Genomic DNA, 23,959 nt, shown 5'->3' on the forward strand with positions numbered 1-23,959 from the left:
TATGTTTTTTAATTCTATAGCATTTGCTATTTTTCTGCCAATTGTATTTTTTCTGTATTGGTTCGTTTTTAATAAAACAAAAAGCACTCAAAACGCTTTACTAATTATAGCGAGTTATTATTTTTATTCTTGTTGGGATTGGAGATTTCTGTTTCTATTAGTATTCTCTACGTTTCTGGATTATTACACCGGAATCCAGATTGAAAAAGGTAAATCTGAAAAAAGCCGAAAATTTTGGTTTTGGCTTAGTATTATAGTCAATTTAGGATTCTTAGGAATATTTAAATACTATAACTTTTTTGCCTCTTCTTTCTCTGATTTATTAAATTCAGCAGGAATAAAAGCCAGCCCAATTTTATTAAATGTGATTCTTCCTGTCGGAATTTCATTTTATACATTTCACGGTTTATCATACGTCATTGATATTTATTACAAACGAATAAAAGCAGAATATAACTTTGTCGATTATTCCTTGTTCGTAAGTTACTTTCCACTTTTAGTTGCCGGACCAATTGAGAGAGCAACCCATTTATTGCCACAGGTAAAAGTTAAAAGAGAATTTAATTTTGAAACGGCAAAAGAGGGAGTTTATCAAATTATATGGGGATTAGTAAAAAAAGTGGTCATTGCAGATACTTGTGCAACTTATGCCAATGCCATTTTTGATCATTATACATCAATGAACTCGTTTTCATTAATTATGGGAGCCATCTATTTTGCATTCCAGATTTATGGCGACTTTTCAGGTTATTCGGATATTGCTTTAGGAGTTTCAAAATTGTTTGGTTTAGATTTATTACGAAACTTCAATTATCCTTATTTCTCAAGAGATATTGCCGAGTTTTGGCGACGCTGGCACATTTCGCTTTCATCCTGGTTTCGCGATTATTTATATATTCCTTTAGGAGGAAGTAAAGGAGGACTTTGGATGAAAATCAGAAATACCTTTATCATTTTTGTGGTGTCCGGATTTTGGCATGGAGCCAATTGGACATATGTTGTATGGGGCTTTATAAACGCAGTTTACTTTCTGCCTTTACTTTTGTCAAATAGCAATAGAAATAATATGGATGCCATTGTTTTGAAGTGGAATTTTGATTCTGCAAAAGTAATAATGAGCATTTTGTACACGTTTTTATTAACCTGTATAGCCTGGGTGTTTTTTAGAGCAAGAACAATAACAGATGCAGTTTCATATCTAAAACGTATTGTTACAGATAGGCATTTTGGTTCTCAATACCTGGAAAATGAACGTTATAATTATGAATTATTACTATTAATTGGCGTTTTTGTTTTGGTTGAATGGAATAATCGTAACAAAGTCGAACCTCTTTCGGGTAAAAAAAGTTTACTGAAATTGAGCCTTGCTATTGCGGCAATACTTGCATTCGGAACTTATTCAGATTATAAAGAATTCATATATTTTCAATTCTAATGAAGAATTTTTTAATTTATATAGCCAAGATTATTCTTGTAACAATCTTACTGGCTATTGTTTTAGACGGACTTTACAGTGCGATGTTCATACAATGTAAAAACCGGGGAAAAATAGATCAGATTTATAATTCAGAAGGAAGGAAATATGATGTAGTGATTTTGGGTTCATCAAGAGCAAACAATCATTTTGTAGCTCCAATGTTTGAAGAAAAAGGATTAAAAACCTTTAATTACGGCATGAGTGGTTCACATTTATTTGAAACGGCTCTAATGCTAAAACTGATGATAGAGAGAAAATATCAAATTAAGAATGTGATTCTTGAAGCTGATTTAAACCTTTCCGGCAGTGATCAATCTGAAGGAATCGCTTCAAGATTTTTGCCTTATATTCATAATTCAAATGTTATTAAAGAGCATTTTCAAACACAAGAACATTTTAATGAATTGTATTATATTCCGTTTTACAGATATATTAAATATGAAGTAAGAATAGGATTTAGAGAAATGTTTTTTAATGCAATTCATAAAAAAACAATTCATTTAAATAATTTGGGATATAATCCTCTGGATGGAGTTGAGAATGGTAATATGAAAAACAATATTGTCAAATTAAATCCACTGCCGCATAACAAATACTATGAAGAAATCAAAAGTATCTGCAAAGCAAACAACATAAACCTGATTGTTGTAATGACGCCAATGTGTGAAAACGTAAAGGGCATGAATTATTTTGAAAAGGTAAAAAAAGCATATCCTGAAATCCATAATTATGAAAATGCAGTAGTCGAGAATAAATATTTTTCGTCTTGCGGACACATGAATGATACAGGAGCCAGAATGTTTACTGCCAGAATTTTAAAAGATTTTTTTAATAAATAGTAATTTATGAAACGGTTTTTAATTTTTACAGGTAAAATAATTCTTATTACAATTTTGATGTCAGTTGTATTAGACGGAATTTATACAGCAATTTTTATGCGATCTAAGGATCGTGGTAAAATTGAAACCGTTTTTAATTCAAAGGCCGAAAACTATGATGTGGTTATTTTAGGTTCATCAAGAGCAAATAATCATTTTATACCACAAATGTTTCAGGATAAAGGCCTAAAAACGTTTAATTATGGAATGAGCGCCGCGCATTTATTTGAAGCTTCCCTGATGTTAAAATTAATGGTGGAAAGAAAATGGAAAATTAAAAATGTTATTGTTGAAGCAGATCTTAATCTTGCAATTGGTCATAGGTCTAAACCAATTTCATCAAAGTTTTTGCCTTACATTCATAATTCAACTGTAATAAGAGATCATTTTAAAGATGAAGAAAGCTTTAATGAAATGTATTATCTGCCATTTTACAGATATATAAAATACGATTCTAAAATAGGTTTTAGAGAGGCGTTTTTTACGCTCATTCATAAAAAAACTAACGCTTTAGAAAATCTTGGTTTTTATCCGTTGCAAAAAAATAAAAATGGTAATATGAAAAACAATATTGTCAAATTAAATCCTTTGCCTCACAATAAATCTTACGAAGAAATTAAAAGTATATGTAAAGCTAATAACATTAATCTGATTGCTGTAATGACTCCTATGTGCGAGAATGTTAAGGGGATGGATTATTTTAATAAAGTAAAAAAAGCATATCCTGAAATTCACAATTATGAAAATGCTGTAACGGATGATAAATATTTTTCTTCTTGCGGCCATATGAGTGATGAGGGAGCCAAAATCTTTACAGCCAGAATTCTAAAAGATTTTTTAATAAATAACTTAAGTAAAAAGATCTTTTTAAGATGATAACATACTCTAAAATAGGAAAGAAAGGAAATTTGGGAAATCAGCTTTTTCAAATTGCATCTACTATTGGATTGAGTGTTGCAAATAAGCAGCAATATGCTTTTTTAGATTGGAAATATCAGCAGTATTTTAAAAATAAATTACCACTTTTAACATCCGATTTTTCAAACTTTATAAATGCTGAAGAGAAGGAATATAATTTTCATGAATGGGATATAAGAGATGGAGATTATGATCTTTCCGGTTGGCTTCAAACTGAAAAATACTTTGATACAGGATTAACCAAACATCATTTTGAGTTCTCTGATTCATTAATTAATCATATTAAAAAAAATATGAAAGTGCTTTTACGAAACGAACCATTTTGCTTTCAATAAGAAGAGGCGATTTCGTAAATCATCCGGATTATTTTCAATTGCCAATTAACTACTATTTGAATAGTTTAGCTCAATTTTTTCCAAATTGGCAATCCTGCAATTTGATTATTTTAAGTGACGATATTAAATATTGTAAATTTCATTTTTCTTTTTTAGAAAACGCCTTTTTTGGAGAAGATCTAAATGGTATAGAACAGCTTTGCCTGGGTTCATTGTGCGATGATTTTATAATAAGTAATTCTACTTTTTCGTGGTGGACAGCCTGGCTGGGCGAAAAAGAAGACTCCAAAATAATAAGGCCGTTAAAGAATTTTGATGGCGCAAAAAGTCAGGAACTTAATGATAAAGATTATTTTCCGGAAAGGTGGATAAAATACAATCATACAGAAGAGAGAATTAAACTTGAAGATGTAGTTTTTGATATAAAAAGCAAAAAAACAGACAAGAAGTTGCAGCATATATTTCGGCCTATTTTGATGTAAAAATCAATCTAAACCAGAGCGAAACAGAATCAGATAAAAATAGTTATGTTTTAAAGAAAGATTATTTTTTACCCCCTTTTGTAATTTATTCTTCTTATTTAAAATTGAAAGAAGATTCAAATACGTTAATTGTCAATAATGTAGTTAGATCCTTTAAAGTTTCTAAGCCATTAAACTATAAAGATTTTCTTTTACAAAAAGACTTCGGTTTGTTTTCGACTATTTTTTCATTTTCGAAAACCAAGGAAAACTCAAAAACTCAAAATCCCAACATTTATTTAAAAAGAAATAGCAATGCAGATTTTGAACCAAAAGAATCAATATTATATTTTTCAGCAGGACAATTTTGTGCAGCCGGAGCGTATGGTTATAGTTTTAAAAAATTTATGGGAAGAAAAGAAAGAGAATTAAAAAGAACTATTAAAAAAATACTTTCAATAAAATAATATGGCAGCAAAGCTACATGTCGCATACATTGTGTCTCATTATCCTCATAAAGTTTTTGGCCACGATGGGGGATTAGGAACCAGCGTTTACAACTTAGTTGAAAAACTTAGAATGAGCGATGTACAGGTTTCTGTTTTTGTGTACGGACAAAAGAATGAGTTTGTTCTGGAAGAAAATAATGTAACGATTTATAGCCTTACTGATAGCAAAGCCAAATTTCTTAAATTTTATTTTAACAGAAAAAAGATAGAAAAGCTTATCAATAATAAAATTCAGGAAAAGAATATCAATATTATTGAAGCTCCGGATTGGACAGGAATTACTGCTTTTATGAATTTTAAGATTCCGCTTGTAATTCGTTTTCACGGAAGTGATGCTTACTTTTGCCATCTCGAAAACAGAAAACAAAAGCCTAAAAATTTCTGGTTTGAAAAATTAGCCATAAATGGAGCAAAAGCTTTTATTGCCCCAACTAGCTTTGCCGGTGAAGTATCAAAAGAACTATTTAAAATAAAAAACAAAGAGATAAAAACGATTCATTACGGATTAGAATTAAAAAAATTTACAAACGATTCTCCTTTAATTTATGAAAAAGGGATTATTCTCTATGTAGGCACATTAATTAGAAAAAAAGGAGTTTTAGAATTACCCGAAATTTTTAATAAAGTGCGAAAAGAATTTCCGGATGCTAAACTGGTATTAATTGGCAGCGATGCTTCTGATATAAAAACAAACTCAGGTTCTACTTGGCAATTAATGCAAAGTCAGTTTAAAGCTGATGATTTAGAACATGTAAATTATTTAGGTAAAATTCCATATAACGAAGTTCAAAACCATATTAGAAAAACAAATATTTGTGTTTTTCCAACTTTTGCAGAAACTTTAGGAATGGTTACCATAGAATCAATGGCTATGCAAAAAGCCGTTGTTAATAGCAATATTGGCTGGGCACAAGAACTTATTATTGATGAAGAAAGTGGTTTTTTAGTGCATCCGGAAAATCATAATTTATACGCCGAAAGAATTATCCAGCTGTTAAAAGATGATACATATTGTTTGAAAATTGGTCAGCAAGCCTTAACAAGAGTCGAAACCAAATTTGATATTAATAAGGTAGTGCTTGAGAATATAGCTTTTTATGAAAAAATAATCGATCAAAACAGAAAGCACTAATGATTGTTATTTATCATCAATACAATAAAGTTGTCGAGATTGAACGTGAAGGAAAAAGTATTGCTTTTTCTCGAGCTAGTATTGTTAAAACACTTTTGGAGATTGCTTCTCAATATCCTGGCGACATACTAATTTGGTGTCATATCGATTTTAAATCAAATCTGAATTTTTCTAAGATTCAGGATATATTTCACCATTCAAAAATAATGGCGTCTTATAATCCTTTTCAAAATTCGTATTTACCGGGAGCGATTGGTTATGTTGAAGAATCACCGTTTATAAAAGTCAATAAAAAAGTAGCATATCCAACCTGGCAAATGAGCAGTTGCATTGGGGGTATTCACGCTTCAGTTTTAACAGTATTACAAGGTAATTTTGATACAATCAAAGATTTTGATTATTTCTTACATTCAACAGCAAAATTACTAATGCCAAAAGGCTTATTGTGTTATTCTGAGCCTGATTTACTGATAGCTTTTTCAGAGATAAGTCAGAAACAGAAAAACAGCACATTTCTATTATTTCGATTTGTAAAACAACATTATAAAACAAGTTGGATTTTTTTGCTTTTCCTGAATTTTTTGTTGTACGAGAAAAAAATAAAGTTTCTTCCGCTTATTTTTAGTTTCTTTTATTCCAGAATAAAAATAAATGAAAATTTGCTGAATGATATTAAAATACAATCTGCCAGAAAAGTAATTGAGACTGGAAATATAGATGTTATAATACCGACCATTGGGAGGGAAAAATACCTCAAAGATGTATTGACAGATTTGTCTTTACAGACACATTTGCCAAAAAACATTATAATTGTCGAGCAAAACCCAGAACCCGAAAGTGTATCAGAACTCGATTATCTTACCAGCCAATCGTGGCCATTTTCTATAAAACACATTTTCACACATCAGCCTGGCGCTTGTAATGCAAGGAATTTGGCTATAGCCGAAATAAAAAATGAGTGGGTTTTTATGGCAGATGATGATATTCGACTGGAAAAAAACTTTTTAGAACTTTGCTTTTCCTTTATAGAAAATTTTGGAGCAGAACAGGTTACATTTGGGTGTTATGCTCCGGGATATCCTCAAAATAAAAAAATAGACCAAAAGTTTCAATGGCCAAATTTTGGTTCCGGTTGCAGCATTGTAAAATCAAAAAATATAAAAGACATATTTTATAACATTGGTTTTGAATTTGGATATGGTGAAGATACCGATTTTGGAATGCAGCTAAGAAATTCAGGTTTTGATATCCTTTATGCGCCAAATCCGGAAATTCTTCATCTTAAAGCTCCTATGGGAGGTTTTAGAACAAAACCGGTTTTAGCCTGGCAAAAAGATGCAATTCAGCCTAAACCGTCTCCAACAGTAATGTTGTACAAAATATTAAATCTGAGTAAGCAGCAAATTAATGGATATAGAACAGTATTGTTTTTTAAGTTTTATAAATCACAAACCATTAAAAATCCATTTTTATACTTCTCTACTTTCAATAAACAGTGGAAACAAAGTGTATATTGGGCTAATGAATTAAATAATAAAAAATGAAATTTTCTTTAATTGTTTGCACATATATGCGTCCGGAGCCGTTGCTTAATTTATTGCATTCGGTTCAAAATCAAACACTTTATCCTGATGAAATAGTAATTGTTGATGGTTCTGTAAACGAAGAAACACAGAAGGCTTTAAATAATAAAGAATTTCAGAACCTAAAATATTTTTTAGTTTCTGATGAACACAGGGGGCTTACAAAACAACGAAATTTCGGAATTTCTAAAGTGGCAAATGACTCAGAAATTGTTTGTTTTTTAGACGATGATACTGTTTTAGAATCTGATTATTTTGCAGAAACAATAAAAACATTTCAAATAAATAAGGATGTTTCAGGAGTTGGTGGAGTTGCTGTTAATGAATACAAATGGAAACTTCAGGAACAAAATGTTTTATATAATAAAAACAAATTTTATTTATTTGAAGGTTACTATTATAAAGAAGGTCTGCGTAATGTGATGAGAAATTATCTTGGTCTTGCCTCAAATTTAGGACCCGGAAAAATGCCGGATTATTCACATGGCAGAACATGCGGGTTTCCGATGACGGGAAAGACGTATGAAGTAGATTTGCTGATTGGGATGTCGATGTCTTTCAGAAAAAGTGTTTTTGATAAGATTAATTTTTCGAGATTTTTTGAGGGTTACGGTTTATATGAAGATGCAGATTTTAGTTTAAGAGCTTTAGAATTTGGTAAAAATGTAATTAATACAAAAGCACATTTGTCACATTTTCATGCCGAATCAGGAAGACCAAATAAATATAAATATGGTATAATGGTAGTAAGAAACGGCTGGTATGTTTGGAGAATAAAAAATCCAACACCCGGTTTTAATGATCGTTTTAAATGGAATGCCATTATAATATTATTAACTGTTATTAGATTGAGCAATGTAATTACAGAAACAAAGAAAAAAGAAGCGTTTACAGAAGCAATGGGAAGAATCGTTGGCTGGTGGAGTTTGCTGTTTAATAAACCAAAATTTACGAAATGAAACCTAAAGTTTATATTTACGGCCTGTGTGATGTTTTTTATGACGGATACTATATTAAAGGTTTAAGCGAAGTATTTGGAAAAGTAGAATATAGCGTTTCAAAGTTTCCACGATTCACACAAGGAACTTTTGCCTTTATAATTGATGATGGTAATGGGGCTGTTAAAAACGTAATAATAGATTCCAGAGATTCATCCCAAATTGATGAAAAAGCTTTGGATTGGTGTTCTGTTTATGGCAAAGTAAACTATAATATCGAAAATTTAGAGAGTATCAACAAGGATAAAGTTATAGCAATTGGTCCAAGCTTTGGTATTAAAATTTGGAATTTCGTAGAAACAATTTATTATTTAATTTTAAATTTTAGCAGGTTTAGAGATTCAATTCCTTATAAGCGGGGTTTTATTGCCAATTATTGGAGGCAGTATAAACGATTTACTTTAAAAAAATATAAAAATGATTCGTCTTCAGATAATTATGTTTTTTTTATGAATAGTATTTGGAAACAAGAACCTGAAACAAATAATAATCGTGCATTGTTTATAAAATCCTGCAAAGACAATACAAAAGTATCTTTTGAAGGCGGATTTGCGGCTCGAAAAGATGGTAATAATTTAGGATTAGATGATTTAGTTTACTCCCAACGTATTTCTTTAAAAGTGTATCTTAAAAAAATTAAAAAATCTGCATTTGTGTTTAATACACCTGCTGTACTTTCATGTCACGGTTGGAAATTGGCCGAATTTCTAGCCTTAGGAAAAGCAATAATTACAACACATCATTACAATAAATTACCGGCAGATTTGCTGGATAATAAACATGTACTGTATGTGAATAATAGCGATGATATAAAAGAAGCAATTAATAAATTAACAACAGATGTTGATTTAAAAAGAAAGTTAGAACTTGAAAGCAGGGAATATTTTGACAAATATTTGGCTCCGGAAAAAGTTATTACAAGATTGATAGAAAAGATATAAAATGAAATTTGTAATAATAACACACGTCATACATATTCAGGACAGCAATCAGTATTTGGGCTATGGTCCTTATATTTCTGAAATGAATATCTGGCTAAAATATGTTGATGAAGTAAAAATTGTTGGATCATTAATAAAAAAACTCCAACAGTAATTGATATAGCATACAAGCATCAAAAAATTGATTTTGTCAGCGTTCCAAGTTTTAGTTTTACTAGTTTAAAAAATAATTTAATTTCAATTTTTAAATTACCGATAATTTTTGGAGAATATTCGGAGCAATGAAAGATGCAGATCATATTCATTTGCGTTGTCCGGGAAATATTGGTTTAGTGGGATGTATTGCGCAAATATTTTTCCCAAATAAAATAAAAACGGCCAAATATGCCGGAAATTGGGATCCAAAAAGTAAGCAGCCCTGGACATACAAACTGCAAAAATGGATTTTGAGCAACACTTTTCTAACTCGAAACATGCAGGTTTTGGTGTATGGTAATTGGGAAAACCAATCCAAAAACATAAAGCCCTTTTTTACCGCGACATATTCAGAATCTGAGAAAGAGAATTTTCAAAAAACAGGATTTGAGGAAACTATAGAATTCGTTTTTGTTGGAAGTTTAGTTGCCGGTAAAAATCCGATTTACGCCATAAAATTAGTGAAACAACTAATTAAAAAAGAACAAAACGTGGTTTTGAACTTGTACGGAGAAGGAATTGAAAGAAGTGTTTTGGAACAATATATTCAAGAAAACCAATTGTCGAAAAATATCATTCTACATGGTAATCAGGATAAGGAAACAATAAAAAAGGCTTATCAAAAGAGCCATTTTGTACTATTGCCTTCTAAAAGCGAAGGCTGGCCAAAAGCTGTTGCCGAAGCTATGTTTTGGGGATGTGTTCCTGTTGCCACAAAAGTTTCATGCGTTCCCTTTATGCTTGATAATGGAAACAGAGGTGTTTTGTTAGACATGGATCTGGATAAAGATGTGGCTTATATGGAAGAAATACTGGCAAATGAGGCAGTATTTTTTAATAAAAGTAAATCAGCTACAGAATGGTCACAAAAATATACAACTGATGTTTTCGAATCTGAAATTAAAAAGCTTTTAGAAAAATGAGAATTGTACAAATTATAGATTCCCTAGAAGCAGGTGGAGCTGAAAGAATGGCGGTAAATTACGCAAATGCTTTAGCTAAAAAAATATCATTTTCAGGTTTAATAGCCACAAGAAAAGAAGGAACATTAAGAAGTCAAATCGATTCGAAGGTTTCTTACCTCTTTTTAGAAAAGAAAAAAGCTATTGATTTTCAGTCTGTTTTTCGTTTACGAAATTATATTAAAGAAAATAAGATTGATGTTATTCAGGCACATAGTTCTTCTTTTTTTACAGCTGTTTTAGTAAAATTAACGTATCCCAAAATAAAAATTATTTGGCACGATCACTATGGCATTTCCCAGGATTTGTCTTCCAGGAAAAAAACAGGTTTAAAGTTGGGTTCATTCTTTTTTTGGGTATTATTTCTGTGAATTCAGCTTTAAAAGAATGGGCAATAAATAGTTTATCGTGTTCTAATGTTATTTATTTTCCAAATTTTATTGAAGACTCTTTTGGTTCAAACGAAGAGTTGGTTTTAAAAGGTGCTGAAGGAAAAAGAATTATTTGTGTGGCGAATTTACGTCCTCAAAAAAACCATAATTTAATAGTAGATACAGCTAATTTATTTAAAGATAAATTTCCTGATTGGAGTTTTCATTTATTTGGGAAAGATTTTAAAGATGCCTATTCTGAGGATTTAAAGAAAAAAATTATTGATTTAAAACTTGAAAATACCGTTTATTTTTACGGAACAACAAATAATGTAAGTTCGGCATTAAAACAATGTCAGATTGGTGTTTTAGCATCATTATCAGAAGGGCTTCCATTGGCCGTTTTAGAATATGGCTTATATAAATTACCAGTTGTTGCGACAAATGTTGGCGAAATTTCAAAGGTAATTAGCGATGAAAAAGAAGGATTAATTGCAGAATCCAACGATTTGAACCAATTTGCAGATTGTATTCAAAAATTGATAAATAATGAAACCTATCGAATAGATATGGGATTGAATTTAAATAAAAAAATACTTTTAAATTACAGTCAGGAAGTAATTCTTAAAGATTATGTTTTATGGTTGCATTCTTTGACTAATTTTGAGATTTAATATAGTATTTAAAAATAGATGAAAAAAACCTCATTATCATATGGTTATATAATTTTGATCCATGCATTAATTGCTTTAGCAGTTTTTGTACTTCCTTTTTTGTCAAAAATTTATGCTATTGTAGTACCCGTAATTGGTTTTTTAATTGTTGTAAAAAAGCAAAATAAAAATAATGAAGTTCTTTTAGTAGCAGCCTATATGGTTGGAGTTGAGGTTTTTTTGCGAATGACGGGAGGGAATTTTAATAATGAATATATTAAATTTAATATTATTGGTTTCATGCTTTTGGGAATGATTTATAGTAATTTTTCAACAAAGGCCTTTGTCTTTTGGTTTTTTTAATACTCTTAATTCCGGGTATATTGATGGCAGTTGCAGTTGCCAATTTTAATACAGATATCAGAAAGGCATTGGTTTTTAATTTATCTGGTCCAGTTTGCTTAGCCATTTGTGCTGTTTATATGTTTAAACGAAATGTTTTGTTTTCAGATCTGCAAAATATAGTCATGGCAATGGGGTTTCCAATATTTACAACTGCAATTTACTTATTTATATACAACCCAAGTGTGAAAGATGTAGTAACGGGAACGCAATCTAATTTTGCAACTTCTGGGGGATTTGGTCCTAATCAGGTTTCTACAGTTTTGGGATTAGGAATATTTATCTTTTTTGCACAGCTGCTTTTATTTTCAAAATCAAAAAAACTAATGTTTTTAAATGGGGCTTTGTTACTGTTAATTAGTTTTAGAGCCATAGTTACTTTTTCGAGAGGTGGTGTAATTACTGCAGTTGTTATGATTATGTGTTTATTGTTCTTATTGTACTATTTTTCAAGTCCAAGAGGCAAAAGTAAATTTACAACAGTTTTCATCGTAACGACTTTAATGGGGATTGGAATCTGGACCTATAGTTATTTACAAACTGGCGGGTTGATAGAGAAACGTTATGCGAATAAAGACGCCAAAGGGCGAACCAAAAAAGATCGTCTGGGAGGAAGAGAAGAAATCATAGATACAGAATTGAAACTTTTTGTAGATAATCCTATTCTAGGGGTAGGAGCAGGAATGGGAAAACAAGCGCGAGAGGAATCTTTTGGTATGGAAGCTGCCTCTCATAATGAAATTTCACGTATGTTAAGCGAGCACGGGTTATTTGGTGTTATGGGGCTTTTTGTATTATTTGTTACGCCATTTATTCTTTATTTCGATAACAAACAGCATTTATATTTTCTTTCCTTTTATGTTTTTTGGCTTCTTACTATAAACCACGCTGCCATGCGAACCGCGGCTCCAGCTTTCGTTTATGCCTTGACATTACTATCGGTCAAAGTGAAGATTCCTGAAAAACCTGAAAATTAGGTAGTTTATATTCTTTTTTATAATACATTTGTTCTACGTTTTAGCCCCAAACCAAAACCAAATAAACCAATGTTTACAAAAAATAAAATTCATTTCGAGATATCGGAAAGAAAAGTATTGCTACATGCTTTCGATGCTTTTTTTGTCCTGTTTACGCTATATCTCTTAAATCTGCTTTTTGATTTTCAGTATTTCCAATTTTCAATTACAAATTATTACAGGGAGATTGTTCTAATATCCTATATATACATTTTCGGTTCCATTTTTGAAATGTATAACCTGCAGGTTGCAAGTAATCAGTTTCAAATTCTTAAAAGCACTGTTTTTACCGCAACAACTACTGTATCAGTTTATCTGTTAACACCTGTTTTATCTCCGGAATTACCCAAAAACAGAATAGCAATTGTAATATTTTATTTTGCTGTTTTGTTTGCCTTATTGTTTTGGAGATACATATATGTTTTTTTTCTGGCTTCTCACCGTTTTGTTCAAAATGTAGTTTTGATATGTGATAAGAACCAGGTTGAAGAACTGGTTTTAGGACTCGAAAATGTTGATCCGCATTATAAAATAATTGGTTTTGTAAATTCAGATTCTGATTGTGAAAAAGATTTAGATTTTCATTACGTAAAAGAAATTAAAAAGGAAAATCTGGAAGATTTTGTAATCAACCACAATGTTGCCGAGATTGTCATTGCTTCTCAAAAAACTGACGGAATTACAGCCGATTTATACCAGCAATTACTCCATTTGCTGCAATCAGGAAATATTATTCGGGAGTATACGCAAGTATACGAAAGTAAAACACAGCGTATCCCGGTACAGTATATTGCCAGAGATTTTTACCGTTTTTTCCCTTTTAGCCGTAGCAATAATAATAAATTGTATCTGTTGCTGGCGCGAGTGCTTGAGTTCTTTTTCTCGTCTGTAGGTTTGTTGATATGCATGGTTTTGATACCATTTATATCTTTTGCAAATCTTTTAGGAAACAAAGGAAAGTTATTTTACACGCAAGAGAGAGTAGGTAAAAATGGTGATGTTTTTAAAATCTACAAATTTAGAACCATGGTCGAAAACTCTGAAGCAAACGGAGCCGTTTTTGCAACAGCTTCAGATAAGCGTATTACACCATTTGGCAAGTTTATGCGTAAATCAAGAATTGACGAATTACCACAGTTTTTTAATGTTTTAAGAGGCGATATGGCAGTAATTGGGCCAAGGCCCGAACGTCCGTTTTTTGTTACTGAAATTGCACAGATAATGCCATTTTACGAAACAAGACACGTCATAAAACCAGGACTCACAGGTTGGGCACAGGTAAATTACTCTTATGGAGAATCGATAGAAGAGAGTTTGATAAAATTACAATATGATTTATATTACATCAAACACCGAAGTATATTTCTGGATTTAAGCATCACCTTCAAGACAATTACAACAATTGTCTTTTATCGCGGACAATAATTAGATAATGATAGGAATACGTTTTTTGTTTCGTATTGCTATTCTTACCAAAACAAAACCACTTGTAATTATCATTGGTAAAACAATTATAAAATGAGCTTTATTGATCATAAAGATGCTATAGATTACTAAGAAAATCAAATGTAAAACAGCAAATCGATAGGTCCATTTTTTGTTTTTTGCAATGGAGAGAAAAATCAAAATAAGCAAAAGCGGACTAAATAAAAGGACATTGTAGTTCATTGATAATTCCAGGTGGAAAGAATAGAAACCAACACAAACAAAAAAGATTCCCATTAAAGTTAAAACTAAAAGATAAATTTTGTCTACAACTTTGTTGTGTGCTAAAACTATAAAAGCCAAAATGATGAGGTAAGAATAAATATTATTCCACCATGAAGCAGGTGTTTCTTTTTCGAAAAAGAGAAGTGTTTTGCTTTTGGCAGCCAAAGGTTTATTTTGAAAACTTACTTTCTCTAAACTGTTTTTTAATTCAAATGGCAAAAATATTCTCGTCCCCAATTGGTCTACTTTTGTTCCGAAAATAATGCTTGTGCCTAATTTTTCGTAAAAATGACCATCAAAATAAGGGTATAAAATAGATCTGTAAGTAATGTCTGTGTCGCCTTTTTTCACAATTACATTTTCATTCAAAGTGTTATTGATAATATCAACAACCATCGAAGTACAATTTTTATCAATAAATTTATAGGTGTAATAGCGATCTTCAGAAAGCAGAGTGGCGTTTAATTTATCAAAAAGCTTTTGTTTTAAATCCTGCGAAATAAGCAATTCCTGCTCAAAAACACTTCTTTTTTCAATATTATATTCCTCCATAAATTCAGAGAAAGAGTGTGTGATTACAAAGTATTGTAAGTCTCCCTTGGTGAATTTTGCAACGAAATTTGGAGTTCTAAAATCAAAAGCGCCATAATTATAAACAACATCAAGATTATTTGCCGGATCAGAAACCCTAATCGCCGTATGTCCGAAATAGGAATAGGTTTCGTTTCCTAAACCACAAGTAAGAACGCTAATTCTTGCATCTTTTGATAGAGGTACACTTTGGCCAAAACCAATACTGAAACTTAGTAATACTAATAAATTAAAAAGTGTTTTAAAATTGACTTTTTTCATGATTAAAAATTTTAAGAAGTTTGATGGTTTTTAATTTTTATCTAAAGATACCTAAATCTACTTTCAAAGAAAAAATATTCGAATACAAAGCAGTACTTTGGTTTCCTAAATCAGTCAGGGCATAATCAACCTGAATGCCTTTGTATTTGAATCCCAAACCAATATTGGGTTGGAAATTTATTTTTTCAGTATTATCCAATTGTGTAACATTTTGGAAATTTCCCGCTCCGGCTCTTAAAAAACAAGCTCAGTATATCCAAATTCAAAACCTACAGCCGGATCAATGCTCACAACTTTTGATGAGATAATATCGTTTGTTTGTTCAAAACGCATATTCAAATTTGTAGCAACCAAAAGACTGTAATCATTATGAAATTCTATCTTTTTTGAAACCCCTAATTGTGCTTTTGGTAAGGTAATTTCAGTACTTTCAGGGAGTTCAGTATTTTGTCCCGGAATTGCATTGGCAATTTTTTCGTATTCTTCTTCGTCAATATTCCAAACATTATAAGTCGTTGTAATATCGCGAAGCATTAAACCAAATTTCCAGTCATTTTTTTCAAACTGCAAACCAAAATCAAAACCAAATCCCCATGAATTGGCAAATTTTCCAATAACACGTCGAATTATTTTTGCATTTACGCCATATTGAAAACCTTCAACGGGCAATTTTCTTGCGTATGAAAAAGTAAAACCATAATCAGCGGTCGAAAACAAGCTAATTCTGTTATAATCAATATTTCCCTGACTGTCGATCAATTCTGTTGTGTCCATAATATCATCAACACCAAAACGAATCATCGAAATTCCCCAGGCACTTCTGTCATCAATCGGGCTTGCATATCCTATATAATCATATTGTGCAATATTTGCAAAGTAATTGGCGTGCATTAATGAAATCTGATGATCTTCAAGATGTGTCAAGCCTGCCGGATTCCAATAAACTGAATTTACGTCTTCTGTAGAAGCAACTACAGCGCTCGACATTCCTAATGCTGCGGCGTCAACACCAATGTTCATAAACTCATTCGAATATTTCCGAACAGTTTGTGCATATTGTGTAAAACTCCAAAATAATAAAAGCCCAAAAAGTTTCTTCAACGGATTTTTTTTTGCAAACCGAAGTCTGTTTTAATTTTCATCAAAAATATAATATTTTACTCATCTAATTTCTTCCTTTTCATAAATATTGCAAAACGGATAGTTTGAAATAAAAAACTCTTGCAAAAACTCCTTTTTCATACACTTATTATGCTAAATTTGCGCTAACCATAATCAAATTTATAAAACATGAATATCAAAAAACACATTCCAAACCTAATTACATTAATTAATCTATTTTGTGGTTGTATCGCAGTTGTTTTCATTTCAGAAGCCAATTACGAAATGGCTTTTTACATGGTTTGTTTAGGAATCTTTTTTGATTTTTTTGATGGCTTTTTTGCCAGATTATTTAAAGTTTCAAGTCCGCTTGGATTACAGTTAGATTCTTTGGCAGATATGGTAACCAGCGGAGTTGCTCCGGGTTATGTAATGTACAGTTTGTTTACAAACAGCGCACATGAATTAGGAACAAATCCCGCGATTCCTTTTTTAGGATTTATTGTGACTTTGGGATCTTGCTATAGATTAGCGAATTTCAATATAGATACCCGTCAAACCGATTCGTTTATAGGTTTACCAACCCCTGCAAATGCACTTTTTATTTTAAGTCTGCCTTTGGTTTTAAAATTTTCAGATTCATTGCTGATGTTAGAGATTTTAACGAACCAATGGGTTTTGTTGGTAATTACTTTATGCAGTGCTTATATTTTAAATGCTGAAATTCCCTTGTTTGCATTAAAAGTTAAAAAGTTCAATCTGAAAGATAATGCACTTCAAATCGTGTTTTTATTAGTTTCTTTAGCTTTGGTAGTATTGCTTCAATATATCGCAATTCCATTAATTATCATTTTTTATGTGCTGTTATCGGTTGTGAATAATATGTTTTTGAAAAAAGTAGTTTATTTGAATGGCAAGAAAAACCACTACACGAAGAAATTCTTATTCTAAAGCAAAACCTAAAAGATCTGTTTTTGGCAGCGCCATTCGCTTTATTTTTTATTCTTGCTTAGTGCTGATTTTTTTAGGTACGATTTATCATTATCGTGCAGGATTAGCTTTTTATCTTGGTTTTAAATCAGGGAAAGTTTTAGAAGAAGATGAGGTAGACAAACACCTTTCTGACGTTAGAAATATTCAGGTTTTAGAAAATCACAAAGGAAAAGTGATTGGTATTGACGTATCTGAATTTCAGGGAAAAGTGGATTGGGAAGAAGTTGAAATTTTAGAAGAAAAATATCCTGTAAGTTTTGTTTTTATTCGCGCAACTGCTGGAAACGATAGGGTAGACAGGCAATTTACCCAAAATTGGGCTGGAGCCAAAGAAAATAAAATCATGCGTGGCGCTTATCACTACTATCGCCCAAACGAAAATTCTATAGAACAAGCGAACCTTTTTATTAAAACGGTAAAATTGCAAAAAGGTGATTTGCCACCTGTTTTAGATATCGAAAAACTACCAAAAAATCAATCTTTGGATAGTTTGAAAAAAGGCTTAAAACGCTGGCTGACTAAAGTAGAAGCACATTATCAGGTTCGTCCCATAATTTATACAGGCGAACGTTATTACAGTGATTTTCTAAAAGAAGAATTCGGTGAATATTTATTCTGGATAGCAAACTATAATTTCTACAGAGAAAAAATTGAAGACGATTGGCTTTTTTGGCAATTTACAGAGAAAGCATCTTTGCCAGGAATAAACCATCGTGTTGATGTGAATATCTACAATGGCGATTTAGAGCAATTGCAGTTTATTACTGTAGAGTAGAATCCAGTCTTCAGTTTTAATATTTAAATCTGGAAGTTTTGAATCTTATTTTGATAAAAGGGCAATTGGAATTAAAGACAATATTGCTATTAAAATTAAAACAGAATAAGGATTAGCAAAATTTACCGTGTAACCCATCCATTGAATTCTTTTTGGAGTAAGTAATCGTTTGTCTTTCGGATTATAATAAAAGCATCCCAAATACCAATTATTTGGATCTTTGTGCCAATTGTCGTAGTCTTCCTGAGTTGGTTCTTCTGACTTCATGTAGAGTTAATATAAGATGTAAAAGAAAAATGGTAAAAAGTATTACTATTTAACTTTTTACCATTCACATATAACTTTTATTAAAATTCAAGTTTCTTTTTACGAAGTTCGAAGTTTTGTCCAAGATAAACACGGCGAACCATTTCATCTTCTACTAACTCTTCCGGAACTCCGGCTTTCAAAATTCCACCTTCAAACATTAAGTAGGTTTTATCGGTAATAGCTAAGGTTTCCTGAACGTTGTGATCGGTAATTAAAATTCCGATATTTTTATTTTTCAACTGAGCTACAATTCTCTGAATATCTTCAACCGCAACAGGGTCAACTCCGGCGAAAGGCTCATCCAATAAAATAAATTTTGGATCTGTTGCCAGGGCGCGCGCAATTTCAGTACGACGACGTTCTCCTCCAGAAAGTAAATCGCCTCGGTTGGTGCGAATATGTTCTAAACTGAATTCTTCAATCAAACTTTCCATTTTGGCAATTTGCTCTTCTTTAGAAAGTTTAGTCAATTGCAAAACACTCAGAATGTTGTCTTCAATGCTTAATTTTCTAAAAACAGAAGCTTCCTGTGCCAGATAACCAATTCCTTGTTGAGCACGTTTGTACATCGGATAATCAGTAATATTTAAATCATCAAGGTAAATATTTCCCTGATTTGGTTTTACCAATCCCACAATCATATAAAAAGAAGTTGTTTTTCCGGCACCATTTGGACCCAAAAGTCCAACGATTTCTCCCTGATTTACTTCAACAGAAATTCCTTTTACAACACTGCGTCCTTTATAGGTTTTGATTAAATTATCGGCTCTTAGCTTCATTATTTTAATTAGATAATTAGATAATTTGAAAATGAGATAATTGAAAATCACTCAAATTCAATTTTAAAATTTATTAGAAGAAACAAATTAAAAGTAAAATAATCAATCAGATAAATGAATTAACAAAATATTGCGCTTTCACAATCAGATAATTACAATTTAAGCAATTATCTAATTATCTAATTGACCCATTTTCTAATTTGCAGCTTTTTCTTCCAAAGCTTCCCAAAATTCGTAAGCTCTTCTTAAATGTGGAATTACAATTGTTCCTCCAACCAAAGTTGCGATTCCCATAGCTTCCATCATTTCTTCTTTTGTAACGCCTTCTTTATGGCTTGTTTCCAAGTGATATTTTACACAGTCATCACAACGTAAAACTGCCGAAGCAACCAATCCTAAAAGCTCTTTTGTTTTTACATCAAGAGCACCCGGTGCGTATGCATTAGTGTCAAGGTTAAATATTCGCTTTACAATTTTGTTATTGTCAGCTAGTAATTTTTCGTTCATTTTAGAACGATAGTCGTTAAATTCTTGTATGATATCAGACATTTTCTTTTAATTTATTTTTATAAACAACTCTTGAAATCAGGATACTCACTTCGTAAATAATCAACATTGGAATTGCTACAATAGTTTGACTTACAACATCGGGAGGTGTTACGATTGCCGCAATAATTAAAATAAGTATTACTGCATATTTCCAATATTTTCTTAAAAAAACAGGAGTTACAAGTCCTAATTTAGTTAGGAAATAAATGATAATAGGCAATTCAAAAAACAATCCGCTGGCAAGAATACTTGTTTTTACCATTCCCATGTAAGATTCAAGGGTAAATTGATTTTTTACAACATCACTAATGGAAAAAGTAGCAACGAAATTTACCGACATCGGAATTACGATATAATACCCGAACAATACTCCTAAGAAAAAAAGTAATGAAGAAGTGAAAATGAATACTTTAGCATTTTTTCTTTCTTTCTCATAAAGTGCAGGGCTAATAAATTTCCAAAGTTCCCATAAAATATAAGGGAAACTCAAGATGAAACCTGCCAAAAGACACATCCATACAAAAATGTTTACCTGGCCTTCCATTTCCGTATTTTGAATAATGAAATTTAGCTCGGTAATACAAATGCTATCAGCAAAACCTAATTGATGAGATAGATCACAAAACCAGACGTAAGTAAAAAAGGTGGGTCTGATTGGACCTAAAATAATTTGGTCAAACAAATAATCACTTATAAAATATGTAACAAATGCCATAATACATATTGCAATTGTACTTCTTACTAATAACCATCTTAGTTCTTCAAGATGGTCTAAAAATGACATCTCGCCAAGGTTCTTTTTTGCCATTATACGATTCCTTCTTTTAAAATGTCATGTAAATGTAGTACTCCTTTGTACTCGCCATTATCAGCAACGATTAACTGTGTTATAGAAAAATCTTCCAAAATATTTAAGGCGTCAACAGCCATAGTTTCAGATGATACTAATTTAGGGTTTTTTGACATAATATCCTTTGCAGTTAAGTCAGCTATAGTATCTACGTCATTTAGCATTCTTCGGATGTCTCCGTCAGTGATAATTCCAATTATTTTATTGTCTTCGATTACTGCTGTAACACCTAATCTTTTTTCAGAGATCTCAAAAATAACTTTTTTAACTGAGGTATCTGGCGTAACCATTGGTTTTAACGAGTGTTCGATCATATCTTTTACGCGAAGCAATAATTTTTTTCCTAAAGCTCCGCCCGGATGATAAACTGCAAAATCTTCAGGTTTAAAATCACGCATTTCCATTAAACAAACTGCAAGAGCATCACCCATAACAAGTTGTGCAGTTGTGCTGTTTGTTGGTGCCAGGTTTATCGGACATGCTTCCATGTCTACTGTTGTGTTTAAAACATAATCAGAACCTTTGGCCAATGATGAAGTTATATTTCCTGTAATAGCAATTAAGATATTTCCGAAACGTTTCAATAACGGAACCAAAACTTTTATTTCAGGGCTGTTTCCGCTTTTTGAAATGCAAATAATGATGTCTTCTTTTTGTATCATACCCAAATCGCCATGAATGGCTTCTGAGGCATGAAGGAACATAGAAGGTGTTCCGGTTGAGTTAAAAGTAGCAACCATTTTTTGTGCGATAATTGCGCTTTTTCCGATACCAGTAACGATCAATCTGCCTTTGGTTTCGTAAATGCGTTGGGTTGCTTCGAAGAAATTTTCGTCAAGAAAATCAATTAGCTTTGTAATTGCTTCACTTTCAGAGAGTATTGTTTTTTTGGCGATTGCCAATATATTTTCTTTTGTGATCAAAACAGAATATTTAAAATTTGTATGTATAAAAGAAAGTTGTATCTTTATGTGTTGCAAATTTATACAAAATATCCATTAATATAAAGAATGAATTCAAACGAAATTGAAATACACAAGGAATTAAAGAAGTATTTCGGCTTTAGCCAATTTAAAGGCTTGCAGGAGCAAGTCATTACGAGTATCTTAGGTAAAAAGAATACTTTTGTAATTATGCCAACTGGCGGTGGAAAGTCTCTTTGTTATCAATTACCCGCTTTAATTCAGGACGGAACAGCTATTGTTGTTTCTCCTTTAATTGCTTTGATGAAAAATCAGGTTGATGCCATTCGAAGCCTTTCTTCAGAAAACGGAATAGCGCATGTTTTAAATTCCTCTCTTACCAAAACAGAAATTGCACAAGTTAAAAAAGATATTACATCTGGTTTGACAAAGCTTTTATATGTTGCGCCCGAGTCTTTAACAAAAGAAGAATATGTGGCTTTTTTACAAAGCGTGCCTATTTCATTTGTTGCTATTGATGAAGCGCATTGTATTTCAGAATGGGGTCATGATTTTAGGCCGGAGTACAGAAACCTGAAAAATATTATTAAACAATTGGGACAGGTTCCTATTATAGGACTTACCGCAACTGCAACCCCAAAAGTTCAGGAAGATATTCTAAAAAACCTGGATATGTCTGATGCAAGTACTTTTAAAGCATCGTTTAACAGACCAAATTTATACTACGAAGTTCGTACAAAAACTAAAAATATAGAATCGGATATTATTCGATTTATCAAACAACACAAAGGAAAATCAGGAATTATCTATTGTCTTAGCCGTAAAAAGGTAGAGTCAATTGCCGAAGTTTTACAAGTTAACGGAATTAGTGCCGTACCTTATCACGCAGGTTTAGATGCCAAAACCCGAGCCAAACATCAGGATATGTTTTTGATGGAAGATGTAGATGTTGTAGTGGCAACAATCGCTTTCGGAATGGGAATTGATAAACCAGACGTTCGTTTTGTAATTCATCATGATATTCCAAAATCACTCGAAAGTTATTATCAGGAAACCGGTCGTGCCGGTCGTGATGGAGGAGAAGGACATTGTTTGGCTTATTACTCTTATAAGGATGTAGAAAAGCTGGAAAAATTTATGTCAGGAAAACCAGTTGCAGAACAGGAAATTGGATTTGCTCTCCTGCAGGAAGTTGTGGCTTACGCTGAAACCTCAATGTCACGCCGAAAATTCTTACTGCATTATTTTGGTGAAGAATTTGATAGCGAAACCGGAGAAGGTGCTGATATGGATGATAATGTTCGTAATCCTAAAAATAAAATTGAAGCCAAAGAGCAGGTCGTTAAATTGCTGGAAATTGTTCGCGATACCAAACACATTTATAAATCAAAAGAAATTGTCTTTACTTTAATAGGTCGTATAAATGCCGTAATTAAAGCACATAAAACAGATACACAGCCGTTTTTTGGTTCAGGTTCAGATCATGACGAAAAATACTGGATGGCTTTACTTCGACAAGTTTTAGTTACCGGTTATTTATCAAAAGATATTGAAACGTACGGAATCATAAAAATTACTCAGGAAGGATTAGATTATATTAAAAATCCGGTTTCATTCATGATGTCTGAAGATCACGAATATAACGAATCTGAAGATGAGGCAATCGTAACAGCATCAAAATCATCCGGTACTGCAGATGAAGTCTTAATGGGAATGTTGCGTGAACTGCGCAAAAAGGTTGCTAAAAAATTAGGAGTTCCTCCGTTTGTCGTTTTTCAGGATCCTTCTCTTGAAGACATGGCTTTAAAATACCCAATTAGTTTAACAGAATTGTACAACATTCATGGTGTTGGTGAAGGAAAAGCCAAAAAATATGGTGGCGATTTCGTAACGCTTATTAATCGTTATGTTGAGGATAATGACATCATTCGTCCAGACGATTTAGTGGTAAAATCTACCGGAGTAAATTCTGCCAATAAATTATATATTATTCAAAACATTGACAGGAAATTATCTTTAAATGATATTGCTTCTGCCAAAGGACTCACAATGGATGCTTTGATTAAAGAGATGGAGCAGATCGTTTATGCCGGTACTAAATTAAATATTAAATATTGGGTTGACGATTTACTTGATGATGATCAGCAGGAAGAAATTCACGATTATTTCATGGAATCAGAATCAGATAAAATAGAAGACGCTCTTAAGGAATTCGATGGCGATTATGATATTGATGAATTGCGGTTAATGAGAATTAAATTTATCAGCGAGGTTGCGAACTAAAATA

General features: G+C 31.8%; 26 protein-coding genes and 1 pseudogene. 20 read left to right on the forward strand and 7 right to left on the reverse strand.

What is annotated here, in order from left to right:
* The first annotated feature begins 1 nt into the window (after window position 1).
* The 17 genes from ACZZZT_RS06790 (at window position 2) to ACZZZT_RS06870 (ending at window position 14,256) form a co-directional block, all read left to right on the forward strand.
* Window positions 2-1,435, forward strand: coding sequence for an MBOAT family O-acyltransferase (locus ACZZZT_RS06790; RefSeq protein WP_463459854.1), 1,434 nt, complete (start codon window positions 2-4; stop codon window positions 1,433-1,435).
* Entirely contained in the window at window positions 1,435-2,316 is an 882-nt protein-coding gene (locus ACZZZT_RS06795; protein WP_463459855.1) for a hypothetical protein, read from the forward strand. The genes ACZZZT_RS06790 and ACZZZT_RS06795 overlap by 1 nt, the downstream gene beginning before the upstream one ends.
* A gap of 6 nt (window positions 2,317-2,322) precedes the next feature.
* Complete coding sequence (locus ACZZZT_RS06800; protein ID WP_463459856.1) at window positions 2,323-3,231, forward strand: hypothetical protein; 909 nt, start codon at window positions 2,323-2,325, stop codon at window positions 3,229-3,231.
* Complete coding sequence (locus ACZZZT_RS06805; RefSeq protein WP_463459857.1) at window positions 3,228-3,608, forward strand: O-fucosyltransferase family protein; 381 nt, start codon at window positions 3,228-3,230, stop codon at window positions 3,606-3,608. Before ACZZZT_RS06800 ends, ACZZZT_RS06805 begins: the two co-directional genes overlap by 4 nt.
* Window positions 3,596-4,090, forward strand: a complete 495-nt coding sequence (locus tag ACZZZT_RS06810) for an alpha-1,2-fucosyltransferase (protein WP_463459858.1) — start codon at window positions 3,596-3,598, stop codon at window positions 4,088-4,090. The genes ACZZZT_RS06805 and ACZZZT_RS06810 overlap by 13 nt, the downstream gene beginning before the upstream one ends.
* A gap of 104 nt (window positions 4,091-4,194) precedes the next feature.
* The gene (locus tag ACZZZT_RS06815) at window positions 4,195-4,536 is read left to right on the forward strand and encodes a hypothetical protein (RefSeq protein WP_463459859.1); all 342 of its coding nucleotides are present in this window, start codon (window positions 4,195-4,197) and stop codon (window positions 4,534-4,536) included.
* A 1-nt stretch (window position 4,537) separates the two neighbouring features.
* Window positions 4,538-5,710: a glycosyltransferase family 4 protein gene (locus ACZZZT_RS06820; protein WP_463459860.1), complete on the forward strand. Its 1,173-nt coding sequence runs from the start codon at window positions 4,538-4,540 to the stop codon at window positions 5,708-5,710.
* Window positions 5,710-7,254: a glycosyltransferase family 2 protein gene (locus tag ACZZZT_RS06825; RefSeq protein ID WP_463459861.1), complete on the forward strand. Its 1,545-nt coding sequence runs from the start codon at window positions 5,710-5,712 to the stop codon at window positions 7,252-7,254. The genes ACZZZT_RS06820 and ACZZZT_RS06825 overlap by 1 nt, the downstream gene beginning before the upstream one ends.
* The gene (locus ACZZZT_RS06830; RefSeq protein ID WP_463459862.1) at window positions 7,251-8,252 is read left to right on the forward strand and encodes a glycosyltransferase family 2 protein; all 1,002 of its coding nucleotides are present in this window, start codon (window positions 7,251-7,253) and stop codon (window positions 8,250-8,252) included. The genes ACZZZT_RS06825 and ACZZZT_RS06830 overlap by 4 nt, the downstream gene beginning before the upstream one ends.
* Entirely contained in the window at window positions 8,249-9,232 is a 984-nt protein-coding gene (locus tag ACZZZT_RS06835; protein ID WP_463459863.1) for a glycosyltransferase, read from the forward strand. The genes ACZZZT_RS06830 and ACZZZT_RS06835 overlap by 4 nt, the downstream gene beginning before the upstream one ends.
* Window position 9,233: 1 nt before the next feature.
* Window positions 9,234-9,386, forward strand: coding sequence for a hypothetical protein (locus ACZZZT_RS06840; RefSeq protein WP_463459864.1), 153 nt, complete (start codon window positions 9,234-9,236; stop codon window positions 9,384-9,386).
* A gap of 127 nt (window positions 9,387-9,513) precedes the next feature.
* Window positions 9,514-10,350: a glycosyltransferase family 4 protein gene (locus ACZZZT_RS06845; RefSeq protein WP_463459865.1), complete on the forward strand. Its 837-nt coding sequence runs from the start codon at window positions 9,514-9,516 to the stop codon at window positions 10,348-10,350.
* Window positions 10,347-10,760: a glycosyltransferase gene (locus ACZZZT_RS06850; protein WP_463459866.1), complete on the forward strand. Its 414-nt coding sequence runs from the start codon at window positions 10,347-10,349 to the stop codon at window positions 10,758-10,760. The genes ACZZZT_RS06845 and ACZZZT_RS06850 overlap by 4 nt, the downstream gene beginning before the upstream one ends.
* On the forward strand, window positions 10,757-11,434 hold the full coding sequence (locus ACZZZT_RS06855) for a glycosyltransferase family 4 protein (RefSeq protein ID WP_463459867.1): 678 nt from the start codon (window positions 10,757-10,759) through the stop codon (window positions 11,432-11,434). The genes ACZZZT_RS06850 and ACZZZT_RS06855 overlap by 4 nt, the downstream gene beginning before the upstream one ends.
* A gap of 18 nt (window positions 11,435-11,452) precedes the next feature.
* Window positions 11,453-11,776 carry a hypothetical protein gene (locus ACZZZT_RS06860; protein WP_463459868.1) on the forward strand — a complete coding sequence of 108 codons (324 nt, stop codon included), beginning with the start codon at window positions 11,453-11,455 and terminating at the stop codon, window positions 11,774-11,776.
* Window positions 11,777-11,799: 23 nt separating this feature from the next.
* Window positions 11,800-12,792: an O-antigen ligase family protein gene (locus ACZZZT_RS06865; protein WP_463462390.1), complete on the forward strand. Its 993-nt coding sequence runs from the start codon at window positions 11,800-11,802 to the stop codon at window positions 12,790-12,792.
* Window positions 12,793-12,861: 69 nt separating this feature from the next.
* Complete coding sequence (locus ACZZZT_RS06870) at window positions 12,862-14,256, forward strand: exopolysaccharide biosynthesis polyprenyl glycosylphosphotransferase (RefSeq protein WP_463459869.1); 1,395 nt, start codon at window positions 12,862-12,864, stop codon at window positions 14,254-14,256.
* Here the strand turns inward: ACZZZT_RS06870 and ACZZZT_RS06875 are convergent, their stop codons facing one another.
* Window positions 14,257-15,393, reverse strand: a complete 1,137-nt coding sequence (locus tag ACZZZT_RS06875) for a lipoprotein N-acyltransferase Lnb domain-containing protein (RefSeq protein WP_463459870.1) — start codon at window positions 15,391-15,393, stop codon at window positions 14,257-14,259.
* A gap of 37 nt (window positions 15,394-15,430) precedes the next feature.
* Window positions 15,431-16,494: pseudogene (locus ACZZZT_RS06880) on the reverse strand (putative type IX sorting system protein PorV2).
* 189 nt (window positions 16,495-16,683) lie between these two features.
* Here ACZZZT_RS06880 and ACZZZT_RS06885 point away from each other — a divergent pair.
* Both ACZZZT_RS06885 and ACZZZT_RS06890 read left to right on the forward strand, forming a co-directional pair.
* Window positions 16,684-17,445 (forward strand): CDP-alcohol phosphatidyltransferase family protein, encoded by a 762-nt coding sequence (locus ACZZZT_RS06885; protein WP_463459871.1) that lies wholly within the window; start codon window positions 16,684-16,686, stop codon window positions 17,443-17,445.
* The gene (locus tag ACZZZT_RS06890) at window positions 17,405-18,262 is read left to right on the forward strand and encodes a glycoside hydrolase family 25 protein (RefSeq protein WP_463459872.1); all 858 of its coding nucleotides are present in this window, start codon (window positions 17,405-17,407) and stop codon (window positions 18,260-18,262) included. Before ACZZZT_RS06885 ends, ACZZZT_RS06890 begins: the two co-directional genes overlap by 41 nt.
* Window positions 18,263-18,307: 45 nt before the next feature.
* Here ACZZZT_RS06890 and ACZZZT_RS06895 read toward each other — a convergent pair whose 3' ends face one another.
* From ACZZZT_RS06895 to ACZZZT_RS06915, 5 genes are all read right to left on the reverse strand, one after another.
* The gene (locus ACZZZT_RS06895; RefSeq protein WP_463459873.1) at window positions 18,308-18,529 is read right to left on the reverse strand and encodes a DUF5808 domain-containing protein; all 222 of its coding nucleotides are present in this window, start codon (window positions 18,527-18,529) and stop codon (window positions 18,308-18,310) included.
* Window positions 18,530-18,609: 80 nt separating this feature from the next.
* Window positions 18,610-19,350, reverse strand: a complete 741-nt coding sequence (gene lptB, locus ACZZZT_RS06900) for an LPS export ABC transporter ATP-binding protein (protein ID WP_029272155.1) — start codon at window positions 19,348-19,350, stop codon at window positions 18,610-18,612.
* Window positions 19,351-19,545: 195 nt separating this feature from the next.
* Window positions 19,546-19,899: a carboxymuconolactone decarboxylase family protein gene (locus ACZZZT_RS06905; protein WP_463459874.1), complete on the reverse strand. Its 354-nt coding sequence runs from the start codon at window positions 19,897-19,899 to the stop codon at window positions 19,546-19,548.
* Window positions 19,892-20,707, reverse strand: a complete 816-nt coding sequence (tatC, locus tag ACZZZT_RS06910) for a twin-arginine translocase subunit TatC (RefSeq protein ID WP_042565950.1) — start codon at window positions 20,705-20,707, stop codon at window positions 19,892-19,894. Before tatC ends, ACZZZT_RS06905 begins: the two co-directional genes overlap by 8 nt.
* Window positions 20,707-21,672: a KpsF/GutQ family sugar-phosphate isomerase gene (locus ACZZZT_RS06915; protein ID WP_073396004.1), complete on the reverse strand. Its 966-nt coding sequence runs from the start codon at window positions 21,670-21,672 to the stop codon at window positions 20,707-20,709. The genes tatC and ACZZZT_RS06915 overlap by 1 nt, the downstream gene beginning before the upstream one ends.
* An 87-nt stretch (window positions 21,673-21,759) precedes the next feature.
* Between ACZZZT_RS06915 and recQ the strand changes: the two genes are divergently transcribed.
* The gene (gene recQ, locus ACZZZT_RS06920; protein WP_042565952.1) at window positions 21,760-23,955 is read left to right on the forward strand and encodes a DNA helicase RecQ; all 2,196 of its coding nucleotides are present in this window, start codon (window positions 21,760-21,762) and stop codon (window positions 23,953-23,955) included.
* Window positions 23,956-23,959: the final 4 nt, after the last annotated feature.

It is taken from the genome of Flavobacterium sp. AC274 (assembly GCF_979258275.1).

Excerpts from the sequence above, each read along its gene's own strand:
- ACZZZT_RS06790 (WP_463459854.1), top strand. The coding sequence starts at position 2 with ATGTTTTTTAATTCTATAGCATTTGCTATTTTTCTGCCAATTGTATTT.
- ACZZZT_RS06795 (WP_463459855.1), top strand. The coding sequence starts at position 1,435 with ATGAAGAATTTTTTAATTTATATAGCCAAGATTATTCTTGTAACAATC.
- ACZZZT_RS06800 (WP_463459856.1), top strand. The coding sequence starts at position 2,323 with ATGAAACGGTTTTTAATTTTTACAGGTAAAATAATTCTTATTACAATT.
- ACZZZT_RS06805 (WP_463459857.1), top strand. The coding sequence starts at position 3,228 with ATGATAACATACTCTAAAATAGGAAAGAAAGGAAATTTGGGAAATCAG.
- ACZZZT_RS06820 (WP_463459860.1), top strand. The coding sequence starts at position 4,538 with ATGGCAGCAAAGCTACATGTCGCATACATTGTGTCTCATTATCCTCAT.
- ACZZZT_RS06825 (WP_463459861.1), top strand. The coding sequence starts at position 5,710 with ATGATTGTTATTTATCATCAATACAATAAAGTTGTCGAGATTGAACGT.
- ACZZZT_RS06830 (WP_463459862.1), top strand. The coding sequence starts at position 7,251 with ATGAAATTTTCTTTAATTGTTTGCACATATATGCGTCCGGAGCCGTTG.
- ACZZZT_RS06835 (WP_463459863.1), top strand. The coding sequence starts at position 8,249 with ATGAAACCTAAAGTTTATATTTACGGCCTGTGTGATGTTTTTTATGAC.
- ACZZZT_RS06840 (WP_463459864.1), top strand. The coding sequence starts at position 9,234 with ATGAAATTTGTAATAATAACACACGTCATACATATTCAGGACAGCAAT.
- ACZZZT_RS06845 (WP_463459865.1), top strand. The coding sequence starts at position 9,514 with ATGAAAGATGCAGATCATATTCATTTGCGTTGTCCGGGAAATATTGGT.
- ACZZZT_RS06850 (WP_463459866.1), top strand. The coding sequence starts at position 10,347 with ATGAGAATTGTACAAATTATAGATTCCCTAGAAGCAGGTGGAGCTGAA.
- ACZZZT_RS06860 (WP_463459868.1), top strand. The coding sequence starts at position 11,453 with ATGAAAAAAACCTCATTATCATATGGTTATATAATTTTGATCCATGCA.
- ACZZZT_RS06865 (WP_463462390.1), top strand. The coding sequence starts at position 11,800 with ATGGCAGTTGCAGTTGCCAATTTTAATACAGATATCAGAAAGGCATTG.
- ACZZZT_RS06870 (WP_463459869.1), top strand. The coding sequence starts at position 12,862 with ATGTTTACAAAAAATAAAATTCATTTCGAGATATCGGAAAGAAAAGTA.
- ACZZZT_RS06875 (WP_463459870.1), bottom strand. The coding sequence starts at position 15,393 with ATGAAAAAAGTCAATTTTAAAACACTTTTTAATTTATTAGTATTACTA.
- ACZZZT_RS06885 (WP_463459871.1), top strand. The coding sequence starts at position 16,684 with ATGAATATCAAAAAACACATTCCAAACCTAATTACATTAATTAATCTA.
- ACZZZT_RS06890 (WP_463459872.1), top strand. The coding sequence starts at position 17,405 with ATGGCAAGAAAAACCACTACACGAAGAAATTCTTATTCTAAAGCAAAA.
- ACZZZT_RS06895 (WP_463459873.1), bottom strand. The coding sequence starts at position 18,529 with ATGAAGTCAGAAGAACCAACTCAGGAAGACTACGACAATTGGCACAAA.
- lptB (WP_029272155.1), bottom strand. The coding sequence starts at position 19,350 with ATGAAGCTAAGAGCCGATAATTTAATCAAAACCTATAAAGGACGCAGT.
- ACZZZT_RS06905 (WP_463459874.1), bottom strand. The coding sequence starts at position 19,899 with ATGTCTGATATCATACAAGAATTTAACGACTATCGTTCTAAAATGAAC.
- tatC (WP_042565950.1), bottom strand. The coding sequence starts at position 20,707 with ATGGCAAAAAAGAACCTTGGCGAGATGTCATTTTTAGACCATCTTGAA.
- recQ (WP_042565952.1), top strand. The coding sequence starts at position 21,760 with ATGAATTCAAACGAAATTGAAATACACAAGGAATTAAAGAAGTATTTC.